The 18,118-nt window shown below is 63.3% G+C and carries 14 protein-coding genes and 3 pseudogenes; 12 read left to right on the forward strand and 5 right to left on the reverse strand.

What is annotated here, in order from left to right; all coding sequences use genetic code 11:
- The 6 genes and pseudogenes from RIN13_RS15525 to RIN13_RS15550 all read left to right on the forward strand — a co-directional run.
- A pseudogene (locus RIN13_RS15525) lies at positions 1–371 on the forward strand (divalent metal cation transporter); the annotation flags it as partial.
- Between the two features lie 23 nt (positions 372–394).
- Complete coding sequence (locus tag RIN13_RS15530; protein ID WP_309108236.1) at positions 395–1,831, forward strand: amidase; 1,437 nt, start codon at positions 395–397, stop codon at positions 1,829–1,831.
- Between the two features lie 10 nt (positions 1,832–1,841).
- Complete coding sequence (locus RIN13_RS15535) at positions 1,842–2,036, forward strand: hypothetical protein (RefSeq protein ID WP_309108237.1); 195 nt, start codon at positions 1,842–1,844, stop codon at positions 2,034–2,036.
- Positions 2,037–2,116: 80 nt separating this feature from the next.
- Positions 2,117–3,379: a CoA transferase gene (locus RIN13_RS15540; protein WP_309108238.1), complete on the forward strand. Its 1,263-nt coding sequence runs from the start codon at positions 2,117–2,119 to the stop codon at positions 3,377–3,379.
- Between the two features lie 2 nt (positions 3,380–3,381).
- Positions 3,382–4,914, forward strand: coding sequence for a carboxyl transferase domain-containing protein (locus tag RIN13_RS15545; protein ID WP_309108239.1), 1,533 nt, complete (start codon positions 3,382–3,384; stop codon positions 4,912–4,914).
- Positions 4,915–5,212: 298 nt separating this feature from the next.
- A pseudogene (locus RIN13_RS15550) lies at positions 5,213–5,351 on the forward strand (acyl-CoA thioesterase); the annotation flags it as partial.
- A 1,293-nt stretch (positions 5,352–6,644) separates the two neighbouring features.
- Here the strand turns inward: RIN13_RS15550 and RIN13_RS15555 are convergent.
- A complete protein-coding gene (locus RIN13_RS15555; RefSeq protein WP_309108240.1) occupies positions 6,645–8,054 on the reverse strand; it encodes an aldehyde dehydrogenase family protein in 1,410 nt (469 codons plus the stop codon).
- 237 nt (positions 8,055–8,291) lie between these two features.
- Positions 8,292–8,900: a TetR family transcriptional regulator gene (locus tag RIN13_RS15560; protein WP_309108241.1), complete on the reverse strand. Its 609-nt coding sequence runs from the start codon at positions 8,898–8,900 to the stop codon at positions 8,292–8,294.
- 160 nt (positions 8,901–9,060) lie between these two features.
- On the opposite strand from RIN13_RS15560, the gene RIN13_RS15565 reads away from it, so the two are divergent.
- From RIN13_RS15565 to RIN13_RS15575, 3 genes are all read left to right on the forward strand, one after another.
- A complete protein-coding gene (locus RIN13_RS15565) occupies positions 9,061–9,405 on the forward strand; it encodes a cupin domain-containing protein (protein ID WP_309108242.1) in 345 nt (114 codons plus the stop codon).
- Positions 9,406–9,410: 5 nt separating this feature from the next.
- Positions 9,411–10,745 carry an NAD(P)/FAD-dependent oxidoreductase gene (locus RIN13_RS15570; RefSeq protein WP_309108243.1) on the forward strand — a complete coding sequence of 445 codons (1,335 nt, stop codon included), beginning with the start codon at positions 9,411–9,413 and terminating at the stop codon, positions 10,743–10,745.
- A 103-nt stretch (positions 10,746–10,848) separates the two neighbouring features.
- The gene (locus RIN13_RS15575) at positions 10,849–12,324 is read left to right on the forward strand and encodes an APC family permease (protein WP_309108244.1); all 1,476 of its coding nucleotides are present in this window, start codon (positions 10,849–10,851) and stop codon (positions 12,322–12,324) included.
- A gap of 172 nt (positions 12,325–12,496) precedes the next feature.
- On the opposite strand, the gene RIN13_RS15580 is transcribed toward RIN13_RS15575, so the two are convergent.
- Together RIN13_RS15580 and RIN13_RS15585 are read right to left on the reverse strand one after the other, a co-directional pair.
- Positions 12,497–13,468 (reverse strand): helix-turn-helix domain-containing protein, encoded by a 972-nt coding sequence (locus RIN13_RS15580; RefSeq protein WP_309108245.1) that lies wholly within the window; start codon positions 13,466–13,468, stop codon positions 12,497–12,499.
- Between the two features lie 185 nt (positions 13,469–13,653).
- A complete protein-coding gene (locus RIN13_RS15585; RefSeq protein ID WP_309108246.1) occupies positions 13,654–14,238 on the reverse strand; it encodes a TetR/AcrR family transcriptional regulator in 585 nt (194 codons plus the stop codon).
- Between the two features lie 122 nt (positions 14,239–14,360).
- Here RIN13_RS15585 and RIN13_RS15590 point away from each other — a divergent pair, with 122 nt between their 5' ends.
- On the forward strand, positions 14,361–16,322 hold the full coding sequence (locus tag RIN13_RS15590) for a primary-amine oxidase (RefSeq protein WP_309108247.1): 1,962 nt from the start codon (positions 14,361–14,363) through the stop codon (positions 16,320–16,322).
- Complete coding sequence (locus RIN13_RS15595) at positions 16,276–16,779, forward strand: hypothetical protein (RefSeq protein ID WP_309108248.1); 504 nt, start codon at positions 16,276–16,278, stop codon at positions 16,777–16,779. The genes RIN13_RS15590 and RIN13_RS15595 overlap by 47 nt, the downstream gene beginning before the upstream one ends.
- Positions 16,780–17,060: 281 nt before the next feature.
- Here the strand turns inward: RIN13_RS15595 and RIN13_RS15600 are convergent, their stop codons facing one another.
- A complete protein-coding gene (locus RIN13_RS15600; protein WP_309108249.1) occupies positions 17,061–17,333 on the reverse strand; it encodes a hypothetical protein in 273 nt (90 codons plus the stop codon).
- An 80-nt stretch (positions 17,334–17,413) separates the two neighbouring features.
- Between RIN13_RS15600 and RIN13_RS15605 the strand changes: the two are divergent.
- Positions 17,414–17,917: pseudogene (locus RIN13_RS15605) on the forward strand (carbohydrate ABC transporter permease); the annotation flags it as partial.
- Between the last annotated feature and the right edge of the window lie 201 nt (positions 17,918–18,118).

Below are 18,118 nucleotides of genomic sequence, written 5' to 3' on the forward strand. Positions count from 1 at the left end.
GCTTCAGCGCCATGGGCTACCTCATTGCCGATGCCATCCGTGTTCTGCGGAAGGTTCCCGACGAGGATGCTGACGCCCACATGTCCAGTTCTACCCCCGTATTCCGCTCGGTGATCCTCTACTGCGTCCTGAGCGCCATCGCCTTCCAATTCGTCGGGCGCCCCGTGACCCTCGTGGTGATCTATGCGACCCTGTCAGCGTTCATCCTGCCTGTTCTTTGTGGCAGCCTGCTCGTGCTGCTCAACCGTCGCAGCCTCAACCGGGGTTTCCGCAACGGCATCCTCAGCAACTGTGCCCTCGGGCTTGGGCTCGCGTTGTTTGGCAGCCTTTGCGTAAACCAAGTCGTTCAAGTCCTCTCCGGCTCAAACTGACCGAGATCACCGAAAGGGCAGACATGTCCGACATTCCATTCATGACAGCCATTGACCTCACCACTTCCATGCGCAACGGGACCTTATCCGTCACCGAAGTCCTGGCGGCCCACATCGACCGCATCGAACATACCAATCCGAAGGTCAACGCCCTCGTCGCCATGGACCTGGATCAGGCCATGGACCAGGCCGTGCAGCTCGATCGACAGTGGAGCAGGACCACCGACAAGGGACCCTTATACGGGCTACCTACCGCACATAAAGACATCCTGCCCACAAAGGGGATCCGCACCACCCGCGGTTCAAAACTCTTCGCCACGGACGTGCCCGCCGTTGACCACATCGTCGTCGAACGCATGAAGAAAGCCGGGGCGCTCACGCTGGGAAAAACGAACGTGCCCGAATTCGGGTTAGGGTCCCACACGTACAACGACGTCTACGGGCTCACCCGCAACCCCTACGACCTGGCGAAGAGCGCTGGCGGAAGCAGTGGAGGTGCCGCCGCAAGCCTCGCAGCGGGCATGATCCCCATCGCGGACGGCAGCGACACAGGTGGTTCTTTACGCAACCCAGCCTCCTTCTGCAACGTGGTCGGATTGCGGCCCACACCCGGCCGTGTACCCTCATGGCCCGAGAGCGCGGCATGGGGGCGGCTGTCCGTCAAAGGCCCCATGGCCCGCACAGTACAGGACACTGCGTTGTTGCTTTCCGTGCTCGCCGGACCGGACCCCAGGAGTCCAATGTCTCTGGAAACCCCGGGGCAGGCCTTCGCCGGTCCTCTCACCACAGATCAGCACGGCGCACGCATTGCATGGTCGGCAGACCTGACCGGCTCTGTCCCCGTCGCACCCGAGGTGCTCGGCTCGCTGCGTCCCGCACTTCAAGCCTTCACGGATCTGGGCTGCCATCTGGAAGAAGCAGCCCCGGACCTTGCAGGTGCCGACTCAGTATTCAATACGCTGCGGGCGTGGCAGCTCGAGTACACTCTAGGGCCCCTGCTGGATCGGAACCCGGGTCAGTTCAAGAGCGATGCAGTATGGAACATTGAGCAGGGGCGGCGTCTCACCGGGAATGACATAGGAAAAGCTGAAATAGCGCAGACAACGCTTCACCACACCATGCGCCTGTTTTTCCAACAGTATGACTTCCTCATCACCCCGGTTAGCCAGGTAGCACCATTCGACGCTGAACTTCCCTACCCGCAGGAAATCAATGGTCACGTCATGGACAACTATCTGGAATGGATGAGACTGCCCTCCATAATCTCGGTAACCGGCTGCCCCGCCATATCGGTGCCTGCCGCCTTCACACCCGCCGGACTGCCCATCGGGCTACAGATCATCGCACCGCCCCGGGCAGAAAAGGCTCTTTTGCAGATCGCCTACGCATTCGAGCAGAGGAACGGTGCCGGGGCGCGTCGCCCTGATGCCCGGTCTTTGGAGATGACCACCACCCATTGAAAGAACCCGCGTGGAATGGACAAATCGAGCGATCAGCAAAGGAAGCCCCACCACCACGTCCTCGACAAGTGAATGCCCGCATCTTACGACCGGACTCTGCCCGGAACTAAACAAGGACAACGCAATGACCATCGCAGCGACCAGTTCGCTCCCGGCCTATGCCCTCGGCACCGGGCAGACCGTCTCGACGGCCGTCGCCGGCTGAACGCTGGTGACAAAACAGGGCAACGAACAGCGGCCATCGCATGCGCAGCATGCAAACCAAGCAACAGAAGGAAGATCCGTATGAGCGCAGAATCCACCCTCCGCACCGAAGGCCCACTGTCGGGCTACCTCGTGGTGGACCTGAGTCGGGCCCTCGCCGGGCCGCATGCCGGCATGATGCTGGCCGATCTCGGGGCGCGCGTCATCAAAGTCGAGAGCCCGGACACCGGCGACGATACGCGCGGCTGGGGGCCGCCGTTCGTGGGTCCAGAGGATGATCTCCAGGCCACATACTTCCTGTCCTGCAACCGCAACAAGGAATCCATCGCCTTGGACCTGAAGAGTGATGACGGCCGCGCGGTCCTGCGGGAGCTGTTGGAACGGGCGGACGTGGTGATCGAGAACTTCCGGCCCGGAGTCCTGGACCGGCTCGGATTTTCAGCTACGGACATGCACGCGCTGAACCCGTCGCTGGTGGTCCTGTCCATAACCGGTTTCGGGCACGACGGCCCCGAGTCACGGCGCAGCGGCTACGACCAGATCCTTCAGGGCGAGGCCGGCCTGATGTCCCTGACCGGATCCGGGCCCGAGGATCCGCAGAGGGTCGGAGTGCCCATGGCAGACCTGCTCTCCGGCATGTACGGGGCGTTCGGCACACTCGCTGCGCTGCTGCAGCGCGAACGCACAGGCCAGGGGCAGATCGTCCGCACGTCCTTGCTCGCCGCACTCATCGGGGTCCACGCCTTCCAGGGCACCCGGGCGACGGTCGCCGGCGAGGTCCCGAAAGCCCAGGGCAACCACCACCCCTCCATCGCCCCCTATGGCCTGTTCCACTGTCGGCAGGGCTTGGTGCAGATCAGTGTGGGCAGCGAAAAACTGTGGGCCACGTTCGCCGGGGCATTCGGGATCAACGCCGCCCGGCCTGAGTTCGCCAGCAACGCGGACAGGGTGCGCAACCGGGAGAAAGTCATTGAAGAGGTGGAGCGGGTGTTCTCCGACTTTGAAGCCGAACCCCTGCTGGACAAGCTCAACCAGGTTGGCATTCCGGCGGGCAAGGTCCGGACGCTGGACGAAGTGTATGCCTGGGACCAGGTCCACTCACAGGGACTCGTGATCGACGTCGACCACAAGATCCTCGGCAATGTGAGCCTGCCCGGCCCACCGCTGCGGTTTTTCAGCGCCGCGGACACTGCCGAAACGACGCTCAAGAAGCATACTGCCCCGCCGCTGCTGGACCAGGACGGGGAGCAGATCCGGCAGTGGCTTGGCCTGGTCTCCGGAGCCGGCACCGGACGCGCCGGGCGCGCAGCCGCCGGAACAGGCCAGGATGAGGAAGGCCGCTGAGGATGCTGACACAACAAAAGGTCCGTCACCTGGACGCCACTGAGCTCATCGCTGCGGTGCTGGATCCCGGCTCCTACCGGAGCTGGGACGGCCCGGTGGTGGACCCTGAGCCGGGTCCCGAATACCGGCAGGACCTGGCGGCGGCCCGGGCTAAAACCGGGGTGGATGAATCCGTCCTGACCGGTGAGGGCCTCATCCGCGGCCGCCGGGTGGCCGTCATCGCCAGCGAGTTCCGTTTCCTCGCCGGCTCCATTGGGCTCGCGGCCGCGGAACGGATCGTAAACGCCGTCGAACGGGCAACGCAGGAAGGGCTTCCGCTGCTGGCTGGACCTGCCTCCGGCGGCACACGTATGCAGGAAGGCACCATCGCCTTCCTGTCCATGATCAAAATCAGCGCGGCCGTGCGGGCACACCGGCACGCTGGGCTGCCCTACCTCGTCTACCTCCGCCATCCCACTACTGGCGGCGTGATGGCATCCTGGGGATCACTCGGGCACATCACCGTGGCTGAACCTGGCGCCCTGCTGGGATTCCTGGGACCCAGGGTCTACGAGGCGCTCTACGGCATCCCCTTCCCAGAGAATGTCCAAGTGGCAGAGAACCTCTTCGACAAGGGGCTCGTGGATGCCGTTGTCCCGCCCTGGCAGCTGTCCGACGTCATTGACCGGGCCTTGAGCATTCTGGTCACCGGCCCGGATCCGCAGGTCGCTCCGCCTCGGACGCTGTCTGTGAAACCGTCGGAGGCCGGCGCTTGGGCGTCGATTGAAATCTCCCGCAATCCGCGGCGCCCGGACTTGCGCCAGTTGCTGGCGCACGGGGCCCGGGATGTGCTTCCACTCAACGGGACAGGACAGGGCGAGAAAGACCCGGGCCTGCTTCTGGCACTGGCCCGCTTCGGCCAGAAGTCCTGCGTGGTGATCGGCCACACCCGGCCCCGGCCCTCGCAGCAGACAGCGATGGGTCCCGCGTCGCTTCGCGAGGCACGCCGTGGCATGCGGCTGGCTGAGGAACTCGGCCTGCCGCTGCTGACAGTCATCGACACCGCTGGCGCTGCGCTGTCCAAGGAAGCCGAGGAAGGCGGCCTTGCGGGCGAAATCGCGAGGTCCCTCCACGATCTGATCGGGCTCAGCTCGCCCACAGTTTCCGTGCTGCTCGGCCAGGGCGCAGGCGGCGGTGCGCTGGCCCTGCTGCCGGCAGACCGGACCATCGCGGCCCAGCACGCGTGGCTGTCTCCGCTCCCGCCCGAAGGCGCCAGCGCCATCGTTCACCGGAACACCGACTTCGCACCGGCCATGTCCGAAGCCCAGGGCGTCAACGTTGCATCCCTTTTCGCCAACGGGCTTGTCCAGCACGTCATTGACGAGCGCGGCGACGCAGCACTGGAGGCCAAGGCCTTCTGCCAGCGGCTGGGCCAGGCCATCGAGTACGAACTTGCCACCCTGGCCTCAGCCGGCATCGGCGAGCTACTGCCGCAGCGGCTCGACAAGTACCGCAACCTCGGCGCGCCCACATCCACTACCGGAGCTCAGGCATAGCCGGTGCGCAAGGTCATCAGTCGTTCTGCCTCCACTTCGAGGGGACAACACCCAGAGCTGGCTCCCACAGCATTGTCACCCACGTGATGAGCCTGGGCAAGCGATGGCTCACCACGCTGTCCTGGAACCTTCGGTCTCTTAGGGCCTCCCTGAGTGGCCGATGGAACTGCAGCCCAAGCAGAAACGTGCAGAGAGCCAAATCCCGACAGGCCGCCCGATGGGCCAGCCCCTAAACAGCGCACGTTCTGTCAGACGACATAAAACCAAGTCAGGTCCGCCTCAGAAGTAAGGTCTCACCATGGAACCCTCAGATATAACTTTCCGCACTCGAAAGTGGGTGAAGCCGAAGACTTGAACGCGAACGGCACCTTGTTCGGTGGGAGCCTTCTCAGATGGATCGTGAGGAGGCAGCAATCTATGCCATCCTCCAGCTCGGCAAGGGCTGGGCGCATCACTTCACAAAAACACCGCAAGGCTAGCGGAGAAAGCTCACATTCGTTCCAGCTGGCTTGCATGTTCTAGGCGACTCCCTCATCCGTTTCCAAAAGCGCGGATAATCGACGATATGTCCTGGTGCGCTCTTCGATCCCGCTTGGAATTGTTGGCGGGCGTTGGATTTGGGCGTCGTTCGGATAGGGGACCAGCCGCTGGGCGTGAGGGGCCGGAGTGCAACTTGGGGGACCGGGTCCGAATTAAAAGTTCGTGAGGAAATATGCGACGGAGGAGCGCCGAGCGAAGTTTTTGATCGGGGCCGGCGCGGGAGCGCCCTGGTTGCGCAGAGGGCCCGCCCAGCGATGATGGATCATCAGAACGTCAAGCAGCAGCGTGAAGCATCTCCTCGCTGATTTACCTGACGGCTGGACTGCCATTGCCCAGGCTTCCGGACATGAATGCGTGTGAGAGGTGAGACCACCGCCATCGTGCCCTGCGAGTTCTCGCTTATGCCGCGCCATCCATCTGGCACCGACAGCGACTGATCTCGGCAACGATCCAGCGCAGGTCTGTGCGCCAGGTAATCCCCGATTGAAACTGCATGGGGCCGGCATGAAACTGCTGTGCCTCCGGAGGGGTGCGGCAGTCGAATGGATGTAGCAACTCGGCAAAAAGGAAGTGTGGACAATGTCCACACTTCTCGCTTCGGACTGGGTCGTACTCGTGCCGGACTGGCTCGGATTCGGTATGTTTTCGGGAGTTCCCTATGTTTGCAGGGGCTGGAAGGCGGTTCGAGTCCCACCTCGGGCACAGCAGATCCCCCCGTCTGAGGGGATTTTTGCTTTAACGTGTGTACAAAGCTTGTGGTGGCGTCCCTCTGACGCTGGTGTGCGAACTGTGGCCTGGCCGCCGCGCTGGCCTGTTCAGGTATGTGGGTGGCGGGTTCAGGGTCCTGGCTTGTGGGCCCTCCGCCTGCTGTGTACTCGGGCTATGTGGTTCCTTTCTTGGGTTGTGGCGGCTTGGTTGCCCGCTTACCTGTTCATGGTCCGTGACGGCCTTGAGGACATGACTTGGGGTAACTTTTTCTTAAGTTTTTTCCTGACTAGCTGCTCGCGGTCGCCTGGGTGCGCGGGGTCGGTCAGGGCCATTTGTCCGGCCAAAGGTGGTGTGGACATTGTCCACACTTAAGTCTGTTTTTAGCACCTGGTCCGGTTCGCTTGCTCCTCTCTCCTAGCTCTACAAGAAAGAGATAGGGGCACTGCACGTCGCAGCGTGCAGTGCCCCTCTTTATGGAAGGCCTAGCCGTTGATGACTTGGGGTACGCCGAGGGCTTTGAGGCCTTCGACGCCGAATTCAAGCCCGTAGCCGGACTGCTTGGCTCCGCCAAACGGGATGCGGGGGTCCACCACGCCGTGTTTGTTAATCCAGACCGTGCCAGCCTGAATGCGGGCAGCTACCTCCCTGGCGGCGGGGAGGTCGGAAGACCAGACGGAGGCACCGAGTCCGACGTCGAGCCCGTTGGCCATGGCGACTGCCTGGTCCACAGTGCTGTACTTGATGATGGGCAGGGCGGGGCCGAACTGTTCCTCGGTGACGAGCGGGTTGTCGTTGTCGATGTCCGCCACGAGGGTGGCTGGGTAGAAGTAGCCGGGTTGGTCGGTGTCCGGGTTACCGCCCAGCAGGATCCGAGCGCCGCTGTTACGGGCTGCGTCCACGAGGTTTGCCACGATGTCGTATTGGGACTTGTTCTGCAGCGGGCCCAGGACGTTGTTCTCGTCCAGCCCGTTCCCCATGGGCATCGCAGCGGCGACGGCCGTGAGTTCCTGGCAGACGGCGTCGTAAATGTCCTCGTGAACATAGAGGCGCTTGAGGGCCGCGCAGGTCTGGCCGGTGTTTATGAAGGCACCCCAGAACAGGTCCTGGGCGATGGCTTTGGGGTCCGCGTCGGGCAGGACGATGCCGGCGTCGTTGCCGCCGAGTTCCAGGGTGAGGCGTTTGACGGTGTCGGCGGAGGATTTGATGATGGCTTTGCCGGTCGCGGTGGAGCCGGTGAACGTGATTTTGCCGATGGCCGGGTGTTCGGCGAGGCGGGCTCCGACACCGCGGCCGCCGGAGACGACTGAGACCAGGCCTTCGGGCAGTTCTTCGTTGATGACCCTTATCAGTGCCAGGACGGACAGCGGGGTGTGCTCGGAGGGTTTGACGACGACGGCGTTGCCCATCCGCAGGGCCGGCGCGATCTGCCAGACGGTGATCATCATGGGCCAGTTCCAGGGACCGATCGCGCCGACGACGCCGATGGGCCGGTAGTGCACTTCGGCGCGGGTACCGCCGTCATCCACTATCGTCTCTGGTTCAAGGGGCGTGGTGGCGGCCGCGCGGAGCCAGGCGGCGCAGGCGCCGGTTTCGAAGCGGGCGTTCGGGCCGTTGAGGGGTTTGCCCTGTTCGCGGGAGAGCAGTTGGGCGAGTTCCTCGGCGGAGCGTTCGACGGCTTCGGTGGCCTTAAGGATCGCGGCGGACCGGCCTTCGTGGCCCAGCGCGGCCCATGCCGGCTGGGCCTCCTGCGCTGCCTTGACCGCATGTTCGAGGTCCTCAACGGTGTGGACGGGAGCCTCGCCCACCGCTTCACCCGTTGCCGGGTCCAGGATGGTCCGTGTGGGGCCGGACGTGGGGGTAATGGACGCAAGAAGCGCATCATACGTTTCCAAGAGTTACTCCACTTCGAGTAGGCAAGCGCGCCAGCCGGATGGCTTAGCGGGTTGCTTCCCAGTCTCGGTCACTTGCAGGCTGGGAGACTTGTCTTTTCGCGCAGGACCGTTGACGCGGAGAGAACAGGATGGGGGCTGGTGTTGGAACGGAAGCCTCCCCGTTCATGACCTTCCCCGCAACAACCCGTCACCCCGCACATGGCATGGAGTGGGGATCTTTGGCTCTCCTCCCAGGCCTTATTCGTGCGAGCTGCCGGAAGCGGGTCCGCCGTCGCGCCTAATTGTGACCATCTGGTGCACCTCTTCCAGGGCTGCAGCGATTTCCTCGCGCGAAACGCCAGCCAGGTACTGCAGCACCAGCCCGTCCATTGCAGCGAACAGCGAGCGGGCAACCACTCGGACATTTGCGGTTACCCCAAAAGCCTCCAGCCCCTCGGACAGGGCACGGACATAACTTTCGTAGAGCTCCGCCACAGGTCCGGTCAACTCCGGGCGGCGCCGCGCCTCGAGGATCATCTCGTACTGGAAGACCTGCAGTTCGGGATCCGTGAGCAGCAGGTCCATCAGTGCTTCGGTGAAACCGGTTTTCTGTTGTGCTGCTTCACGCAGCCGGGAGGCGGCGATTGACTGTTCGGAGGCCCATTGCAGGGCAGCGGCTATCAGGGCATCACGCGATCCAAAGTGATGTGCCACCAGCGTGTTGTTGACTCCCGCGGCCTCTGCAACAGCCCGATAGGTCAGCCCCCGCAGGCCCTTATGCGCCACCACATCCACCACAGCGCGGAGCAGCGCCTCCCGGCCTTTGCCGTACTTCGAGGAGGGCGCGGACGTGGCGGAAGCGGTCATGACGATGATTCTAGCGAGCGCGGCAAATAGCAGTCCGGGCTATTGACTTAAAACTAAGCAATTGCTTAGATTGCTTCCACCTCAGATGATGTCGATCACAGGCGAACCTCAGGAATCAGCCCTCTTCCGGCGCATTGCGCCCGTTCCCATGGAGCCCCATATGACCACCACCCCTGCTTTCAGCACGTCTTCATTTCTCGACCCCGCCAAGAATGAGTCTTTCGAACTAGGCCAGATCCAGTGGATCCGCCGCTTTGGCGAAGGCGACCGGCCTAGACTCGCCTGCGGCTACTGGCACGTCAATCCAACGGAAGCGCCCGAGCCCTTTGACTTGGTCATGGAAGCCGACGAGACCATCCACATCATCGAAGGCCACCTCCGAATCGAGGTGGACGGAGGCGACGTCTACGAAGTGACCGCGGGAAGCTCGGCCTCCTTTAACAAGGGAGCCCGAACCCGCTGGAGCGTGCTGGCACCAACCGTCGAATTCTTCGTCTACTCCTAGGGGCCATGATTATGGAAAGACAGGCCTTGGAACAGGAAAGTCCTGATGTGATCGTGGTGGGGGCCGGATTTGCAGGCCTTACGGCTGCGCGTGAACTCACCCGGCAGGGGTTCTCGGTGCACATCCTCGAAGCCAGGGCCCGCATCGGGGGAAGGACCTGGCTGGACCACCGTCTTGGCCGTGACCTGGAAATCGGCGGGGCGTGGGTCCACTGGACACAGCCGTTTGTCTGGGCAGAGCTGAAGCGCTATGGCCTCGGCACTGTCTCCAGCCCGGAGCCCCAACGTGCCTTCTGGTGGGCCGACGGCGGCCGCCAGGAGGGTGCTCCCGGCGCATTGCTGCAGCTGATCGGCAGGTACAACGACGAGTTCGTCAAAGACTCCCGGACGTACTTCCCCGAGCCCTTCCGGCCACTGGCCCTGGATGCCTTCAAGGAAATCGACAGTGTTTCTGTCCAGGACCGCATCCGGGAGCAGTTCCCGGCCGGATCAACGCGGGACATCCTTGAGTCCTTTTGGGCGCTGAACTTCAACGGTCCACTGGAGAACGCCGCCCTGACGCAGGCCCTCCGCTGGGTAGCCCTGACCAACGGCGACTGGGCGATAAATTTCGAGGCCTGCGCCACCTATAAGATCGAGGGCGGCACGTCTGCTCTCGCGAAGGCCATCTTCAGGGACTGCGGAGCCAGTATTGACTTCGGTTTCACCGTGGCAGCAATTTCGGACGATGCCCGTACCGTCACCGTCCTGGGCTCGGACGGGCGGACCATCAGCGCCGCGGCTGCCATCGTCACCGTTCCGCTCCACGCCCTTCCCCGCGTCGCCTTCGAGCCGCCGCTCCCTCCCGCCAAGACTGAAGGAGTGCAGCTCGGGCAGGTCTCCAAAGGCATCAAGGTCTGGATCCGGCTTCGGGGCGAACATGCCCCCTTTGCGGCGCTGGGAAAAGCGGACTGGCCGCTGAACTTCTTCCAGGTGGAGTACACGCTCGACGGCGACACGATCGCCGTCGGCTTCGGTCCCGACGCTTCGAAAATTGACGCTGCGGACCCGGCAGCTGTCCAAGCGCAGCTTGGCCGACTGGTGCCGGACGTGCAAGTGGTGGAAGTGTCCACGCACAACTGGGTGGCCGACCCCTTCGCTGGCGAAACCTGGCCGATGCACCGCACCGGTTTCCTGTCCACGCACCTGCCCGCCCTGCAGGCTGCACACGGCAACGTCCTGTTTGCCGGCTCCGACATCGCCCACGGTTGGGGCGGGTTCATCGACGGCGCCATCGAGAGCGGCATGGAAACGGCGCTGGAAGCGGCATCGCTTCTGCAGGTCCGCACGGAACTGCGCTGACGTACAAGAACTGATCGCTGGCGGACAAAGCCGCTGGGCCGCCTGCTGCCAAGCTGGATTTCACAGTATTTCCCCGCCAGCCATGATCTTTAAGAAGGATCCAATGAGTATTTCAAATTCCGAGTCCCGGACCACCGACGCTCCGGCCAGGGAGCATTCCACAGCCCTCCGCTCCGGGAGTATCGGCGTCCTGGGCATTCTCTTCTTTGTCCTGTCCGCCCAGGCGCCGCTGACGGGTATTGTAGGCGCATTGCCGCTCGCCGCAGCGCTCGGCAACGGTGCCGGCGCTCCCGGCGCCTACCTGATCGTCGGCATTGTCATCGTCATCTTTGCGGTGGGCTTCGTGGCCATGAGTCGCAAGATCCAGGCCAACGGCGCCTTTTACGCCTATATAACCGCTGCGTTCGGCCGGAAGACCGGCACAGGGGCGGCCTGGCTGGCGCTGCTGGCCTACAACACCGTCCAAGCTGCCATGTACGGCCTGTACGGGGCAGTGTTCTCCGGTCTGCTCGCCTCGATGGGGCTGGACGTGCCCTGGTGGCTCCTGGCACTGACTACGATGGCCGGCGTACAGGTGCTCGGCTCCCTGAACATCGAACTCGGCGCCCGGGTACTGGCCGTGCTGGTAGGACTTGAAGTGGCGGTGCTGCTGCTGTTGGGCTTCACCGTGCTCTTCAGCGGCGGCGGGCCCGAAGCCATCAGTGCAGCAGCATCCTTCTCGCCGGACGTCATCGCCACCGGTGCCCCCGGCGTGGCCATCATGTTCGCCGTCGCCTCCATGTTTGGCTTCGAGTCCACGGCCATCTATTCGGCCGAGGCCAAGGATCCGCACCGCACCGTGGCGCGGGCCACCTACCTGTCTGTAGGGGTCATCACCGTTTTCTTCTCCTTCACCTCCTGGATGCTGGTCAGCTACTACGGCCCGTCCAACGTCATGGACGCGGCCGGGGCGGCCCTCGAATCAGGCGACGCCACCTCCTTCGTCCTGGGACCTATAGTGGAGCTTTTCGGCCCTTGGGCCGGTGTCGTCACCGGCGTCCTACTGGTCACTTCGCTGCTCGCGGGCATCATCGCGTTCCATAACGGCATTAACCGCTACCTGCACTCCCTTGCCCTGCGCGGTTCCATGCCCGTCATCGTGGCCCGGACAAACCGGCATCATGCGCCGGCCGCGGCTGCCTGGATCCAGAGCGCCGCCGCCGTCGTCCTGGTGACGCCGTTCGCCATCCTGGCGCTGGATCCCGTCCTGACCCTGTTCTCCTGGTTCAGTGGACTGGCCGTAGCGGCACTCCTGGTGTTGTACATGCTCTGCTCTGTCGCCGTCGTCGGCTTCTTCCGCCGGGAACGCGGCTACGCCCAGCTTTGGCAGACACTGATCGCCCCCACCCTCGCGGCCCTGTTGCTGGGGTGGATCCTGTTCTTGGTAATCAGTAACTTCACGGCACTGATTGGCGGCAGCGCCGAGACTGCAGCCGCCCTTCTGGTGGTTGTTCCTGTGGTCTTTGCGGCCGGGATATGGGTGGAATCACAGGTTCAGCGCCGGCACAAGGCTGCAGACCTGAGCCACGTGCCCAGCTAGCGGCCAGCCACGCCGGCGGTAGATCCGGTAAGCGGGGTAGCACTGACCCGGCCCGGAGCGAACTCCGCGCCGGGTCAGCACGCGTGCCAGGACAAGGAACGCGGACAGGAAAGCTTCGTTTGGGGCTGAGATCCTGCAGGCCAGCCGCGGGCTTAGCCAGCGGGAGCCGGTCCTAGGCGCCCCGCCGCCAGTCGCTGGGGGAAACGCTAAAAGCATCCCGGAAGGTGCGGCTGAAGTGCGCGGCGTCCAGGAAGCCCCAGCGTGCTGCGACGGTGCCCACGGACTTCCCCGCGTGCAGCGGATCGCGCAAATCCCGGCGGGCGCCCTCCAGTCGCTGGCTGCGGATCCAACCTGCCACAGTGGTTCCGGACTCCTGAAAAACGTTGTGCAGGTGCCGGGTGGAGATGAAGTGTGCCGCTGCTATGCTCGCCGGTGACAGCAGGGGATCAGAGAGGTTAGCGTTGATGTATTCGCGAACCGCCACCCCCAGCAGCGCCTGCGGTTTCATCCGGTCCGGAGCAATGTCCATTTCCTCGTGCAGCATAGTGGACACCAGATCCAGGGCGTTGGCCGCCAGCCGGGAACCACTGGGGCCACTCAGCACCTCAAGGTTTTCAGACAGTTGGCGGAGGAACCGCCCCACGATCCCGCTGAGGCCGGTGCTGCCGTCCATCCTTACGGCGGCGAGTTGGCACACGTAGTCTGTGGGCAATGAGAGTGCGTCGCAGGGGAAGATCACCACCATCGTCCGCGCCTGTTCCTCGAAGGTCAGGGTGTACGGGCGGTTGGTGTTGTAGATTGCCAGATCGCCCGGCTGAAGGATGGCTTCGCGGTTGTCCTGGATCAGGAGCCCGGTGCCCTCCAGCTGCAGGTTGAGCTTGAAATACCGCTCCTGGCCCTGAGCAATCAGGGCCGGAGTGCGGTGTACCTCATGGGATGTGGCGGTGACTTCCACGATGGACATCCGGTCCAGCACCCGTGAGCGCATCTGCCCGCGGAAACCGTCCACGTCCGCGCTCCGCGCGGCTAGCGGCACGAAGGATTCGGCCACCAGATGCTTCCAATGCTCAAAGGACGTAGCGACGCTCGATGTGAGTCTTTGGGTTGCAGGTTGAACCGCAGGCCGGACTGTAGAAACTGGCATGGATGTTCCTGACGACGGATGGCCATCTGACGTTCCCTTGGGGTTGTGTCCTGCGACACAGTTCATTCAGGTTACGGCCGGGCAAGTCTTTTTTCAACAGCTGGCGAAAATAAGTTCGAGGTTTGCGCAGCCGGTTCCTGTCGCCCGGTGCACGGTCCGGCGGCCCGAGTTTCCCGCTCATGGAGTCATAGCAGGGCCAGAAATCCTTCGAGCTGGTCCTCGAGGCCAAGATCCGTCCTGTCCTCAGAGGCCAGCGCTGCCAGGACCTGGGCGCCGAGCAGCATGTTCAACAGTTGGTTCGCCAGGATCGCGTCAGCGACGGCGGTGCTGACGCCGCCTGCTTGCCGCGCCTCCGCCAGGTACCGCCGGATGGCGGCAAGCCACTGTTCCATGGACTCCCTGTGGATGCCGGCCTTCTGGGGGTCGTTGATTGCCTTCTGCCAGAAGGGGATGACAATACGGGCCTCGTTGACGCGCTCCTCGTCCAGCGGGAGCACCTCCAGGCAGAAGGCCCGGAGGGCAGCCAGCCCGGACTTGCCCTCCGTGATGGCCCCGATCCGCTGATTGGTCCGGTTGAACACGTGGCCAAATGCGAACTCCAGCAGCGTGTCCTTGGTGGGGAAGTACGGCTTGAGCGCGCCATTGGCAAAGCCGGCCTCCATGGCAATCTGGCGCATTGTGGCGCTCTCGATGCCCAGCCGGGCGATGATCCGCCAGGTCGCATCCACGAGCTCCAACCGGCGCTCGTCGTGGTCGACAATCTTTGGCACTCAGTTGCTCCCCGGAATCTTTTTGCCCCAAACGCTCTTGTGACACATCTTACGTACCGTTATTCTCTACAAGTATAGAAAATAAAAATGGACTCCCAAAGGTCCCGGACAAGAAGGTCGACATGCCGCCCTCACTCACAGATGTCGTTACGCCATACTGCCTGGCAACGCACACAGAAATCAGCGGGGTCCAGAGCATCCTTCGTGAAGAAGGGCTCTTGGGAGCCAGGAAGCGCGTCGCCTATCTCGGACTCCTGGATCCTTCCAGGGGTGCGGCCCCGGGCGCGGGAACTGAAAGCGAAAACCGTCGGTTCCGGGTGTTTATCCATGACATCTCCGGGGGAGCGCCGGTTGACGTGACGGTCTCGGTAAGTTCCCGGAAGGTGATCTCCGCCGTCGAACTGGACACAGCAGTGACGGGCGAGCTTCCCGTTCTTGAGGAGGAGTTCGAGGTGGTCGAAGCCTTGCTTGCCACTGACGGGCGCTGGCTCAAGGCACTGGCGGAGCGGGACCTGGACGTCAGCAAAGTCCGCGTGGCTCCGCTCTCCGCAGGCGTCTTCGAGTACACCGAAGAAAAGGGCCGCCGTATCCTCCGCGGCCTGGCGTTCGTTCAGGAGTTTCCCGAGGACAGCGCCTGGGCGCATCCGGTGGATGGACTCGTCGCCTACGTGGACGTGGTCAACCAGGAAGTCACCCAGGTCATAGACCTTGGACCTGTGCCGGTCCCTGCCGAGCACGGCAACTACACGGATCCGGAACTGACCGGACCGCTGCGTACCAGCCTGAAACCCATCAGCATCTCCCAGCCTGAGGGCCCGAGCTTCACCGTGACCGGGGGGAACCACCTCGATTGGGAGAAGTGGAGCCTGGACGTCGGTTTCGACGTCCGTGAGGGCGTGGTGCTGCATAACATCGCCTTCCAGGACGGGGGCAGGAAGCGCACGATCATCAACCGTGCCTCCATCGCCGAGATGGTGGTGCCCTACGGCGACCCCTCGCCGGTCCGCTCCTGGCAGAACTACTTCGACACGGGCGAGTACCTCGTCGGCCAGTACGCGAACTCGCTGGAACTCGGCTGTGACTGCCTCGGCGAGATCACCTACCTCAGCCCGGTCATCAGCGATGCCTTCGGCAACCCCCGCGAGATCCGCAACGGCATCTGCATGCATGAGGAGGACTGGGGCATCCTGGCCAAGCACAGCGACCTCTGGTCCGGCATCAACTACACCCGCCGCAACCGCCGGCTGGTAATCTCCTTCTTCACCACCATCGGCAACTACGACTACGGCTTCTACTGGTACCTCTACCTTGACGGAACCATCGAATTCGAGGCCAAGGCGACAGGCGTCGTCTTTACCAGCGCGTTCCCTGAAGGCGGATCGGACAACATCTCCCAGCTCGCCCCGGGCCTTGGAGCGCCGTTCCACCAGCACCTGTTCAGCGCCCGCCTGGACATGGCAATCGACGGATTCACCAACAGGGTGGAGGAGGAGGACGTTGTCCGCCAGGCAATGGGCCAGGGCAACGAGCGGGGCAACGCGTTCTCCCGCAGGCGCACCCTGCTGGCCCGTGAGTCGGAGGCTGTCCGTGAAGCTGACGCCCGCGCAGGCCGGACCTGGATCATCTCCAACCCCGAATCCCGCAATCGGCTGGGCGAACCGGTGGGCTACAAGCTCCACTCCCACAACCAGCCGACTCTCCTGGCCGACCCCAACTCCTCCATAGCTAGGCGCGCCGCGTTTGCCACCAAAGACCTCTGGGTCACCCGCTTCGCTGAAGATGAGCGCTACCCCACCGGCGACTTCGTCAACCAGCACTCCGGGGGAGCAGGACTCCCGGCCTACATTGCCCAGGACCGGGACATCGACGGCCAGGACATCGTAGTCTGGCACACGTTCGGCCTAACCCACTTCCCGCGGATGGAGGACTGGCCCATCATGCCCGTGGATACAGTGGGCTTCAAACTCCGTCCGGAAGGATTCTTCGACCGCAGCCCGGTCCTGGATGTGCCTCCTGCCACTGGTTCAACTTCGGTCAGTGGCTGCCGTGACGACAGCGGCTCCGGCAGCCACTGCCATGGCTGAGGCTTCCGCCGCGGTATTGACAGGACGGGCCGGAACCGGGGGGCCCGTCCTCCATGCCCGGCTGTGCGCGGGAGTCGTCGCAGCTTCCGGTGGCGTACACGTGTGGCTTGCCCTCCAGAACGAGCACGGCGCTTGCTTGGGTGCGTTGATGATGGTCCTGGCGGCTGTCTGCATGCCTTGCGCCGTCCATATCTGGCAGGACAGCCATGTGGCCGCGCTTCAACGTGTCATGGGCTGCGCTCTTTTCATGGTTGCCCTCCATGGGCTGATTCTGGTGAGCGGTACAGCGCGAGGCCACGCGCATCACAATACCTACGGGGATCTCGAATCGGTGGCTGACCGGCCCGGGAACCTGCTGGCCGTCATCGGCCTGGAGCTGATCACGGCGCTGTTTGCTTCCACGCTGGTGGCCCGGCTGCGAGCTAATCAACGCGCAGCACATCATCCCCTTCACTGAAACAGGGACCACCACGCCATAGCGTCCCACTGTCCCATAGCTGCCGGTATGGCAGCAGTGTTGCACTTCTACGCCGCACTGAGCTCGTTCATTGCCCAGATCGGATGCAGGCATTGACCTTTCCGCCAGCAGCCCCGGCGCAAGCGTTCTTCGCCAAGAAGACGGGCATCCCGTCCGCCATGGTGGGCTCCTGGTCTAGGGTGCCGGTCACGTTGGGACGGGGCCGAACGCTGGCTTTTCGAATCTGCCGGCCTAATGAACTCTTCTGCTGAGATTTCGCCTCATCCGCGTTTGATGAGGTGACTGGGCAGGGTCACGGTGCGCGAGCGCAGCTCCGGTTCAGCGACCCTCGAGATAGCGAGGAGGGCTGCCTGCCTGCCCACCTCTTCGGGGTCGCGGACGACCGCTGAGATATGCAGTCCCGCGGATAATTCGGTTTCATCGAGCGAAATATAAGCCAGCTGACGCTGGCTATCGATACGATCCAGCAGCACACCCGTGCTGATACCGAGGTTCAGTGCCAGGACCGCCGTCGGGGGCGAGGGCAGTGTCATCAGCTTGGACGTGGCTGCGCGCCTGCTCCGAGGTGATCAGGCCGTCGACGATCAGTTGCCGGTCCTGGATGACACCTCTCTTGTTCCTTCTTGGACTGGCCATTCCGTTGCAGGCAATCATCATCCCGATCTACTGGGGCATCACCCGCCTGTACCTGTACGACACGCTCCTGGCCCTGATTCTTCCCTCGATCGCCTTCGCGATTCCGGTGTCAGTGCTCATCCTGGCCAACTTCCTGCGCGACGTCCCGGACGAGCTATTTGAATCCATGCGCCTCGATAGCTGCTCAGACTGGTCAATGATGTGGCGCCTTGCGTTTCCACTGATCCGCCCGGCAATTGCCACCATCGCCGTGTATAACGCCCTCAACGTCTGGAACAGCTTCCTCTTCCCACTGATCCTGACCCAGAGCGCGTCAAACCGCGTGCTCCCACTTTCGCTGTGGGCGTTCCAAGGAGAGTTCACCATCAACACCCCGGCGATCCTCGCCGCAGTCGTCCTCTCCGCACTGCCACTTGTATTTGTCTACATCGTCGGCCGCCGCCAACTCGTCGCCGGCCTGACAGCGGGCTTCAGTAAATAAACCAACAAAGAAGAGCGACGGAGGATACGCAAACGCGTGGCCTCCGCCGCTTTTCCCGTGATCGAGGACAGCGGTGCTGACTTCCTCGAATGCTGACTGTTCGGGACCCGCATCAGCGGGCCCCGAACAACACCGCCGCCGTACCTGGTCCTCGGTTCTTGTTCACCCGCTTCCCTCCATCAAAGCCACGTCCTAAGCAAG

Origin of the sequence: Arthrobacter sp. (assembly GCF_031179985.1) — a bacterium.
Lineage (GTDB): Bacteria > Actinomycetota > Actinomycetes > Actinomycetales > Micrococcaceae > Arthrobacter.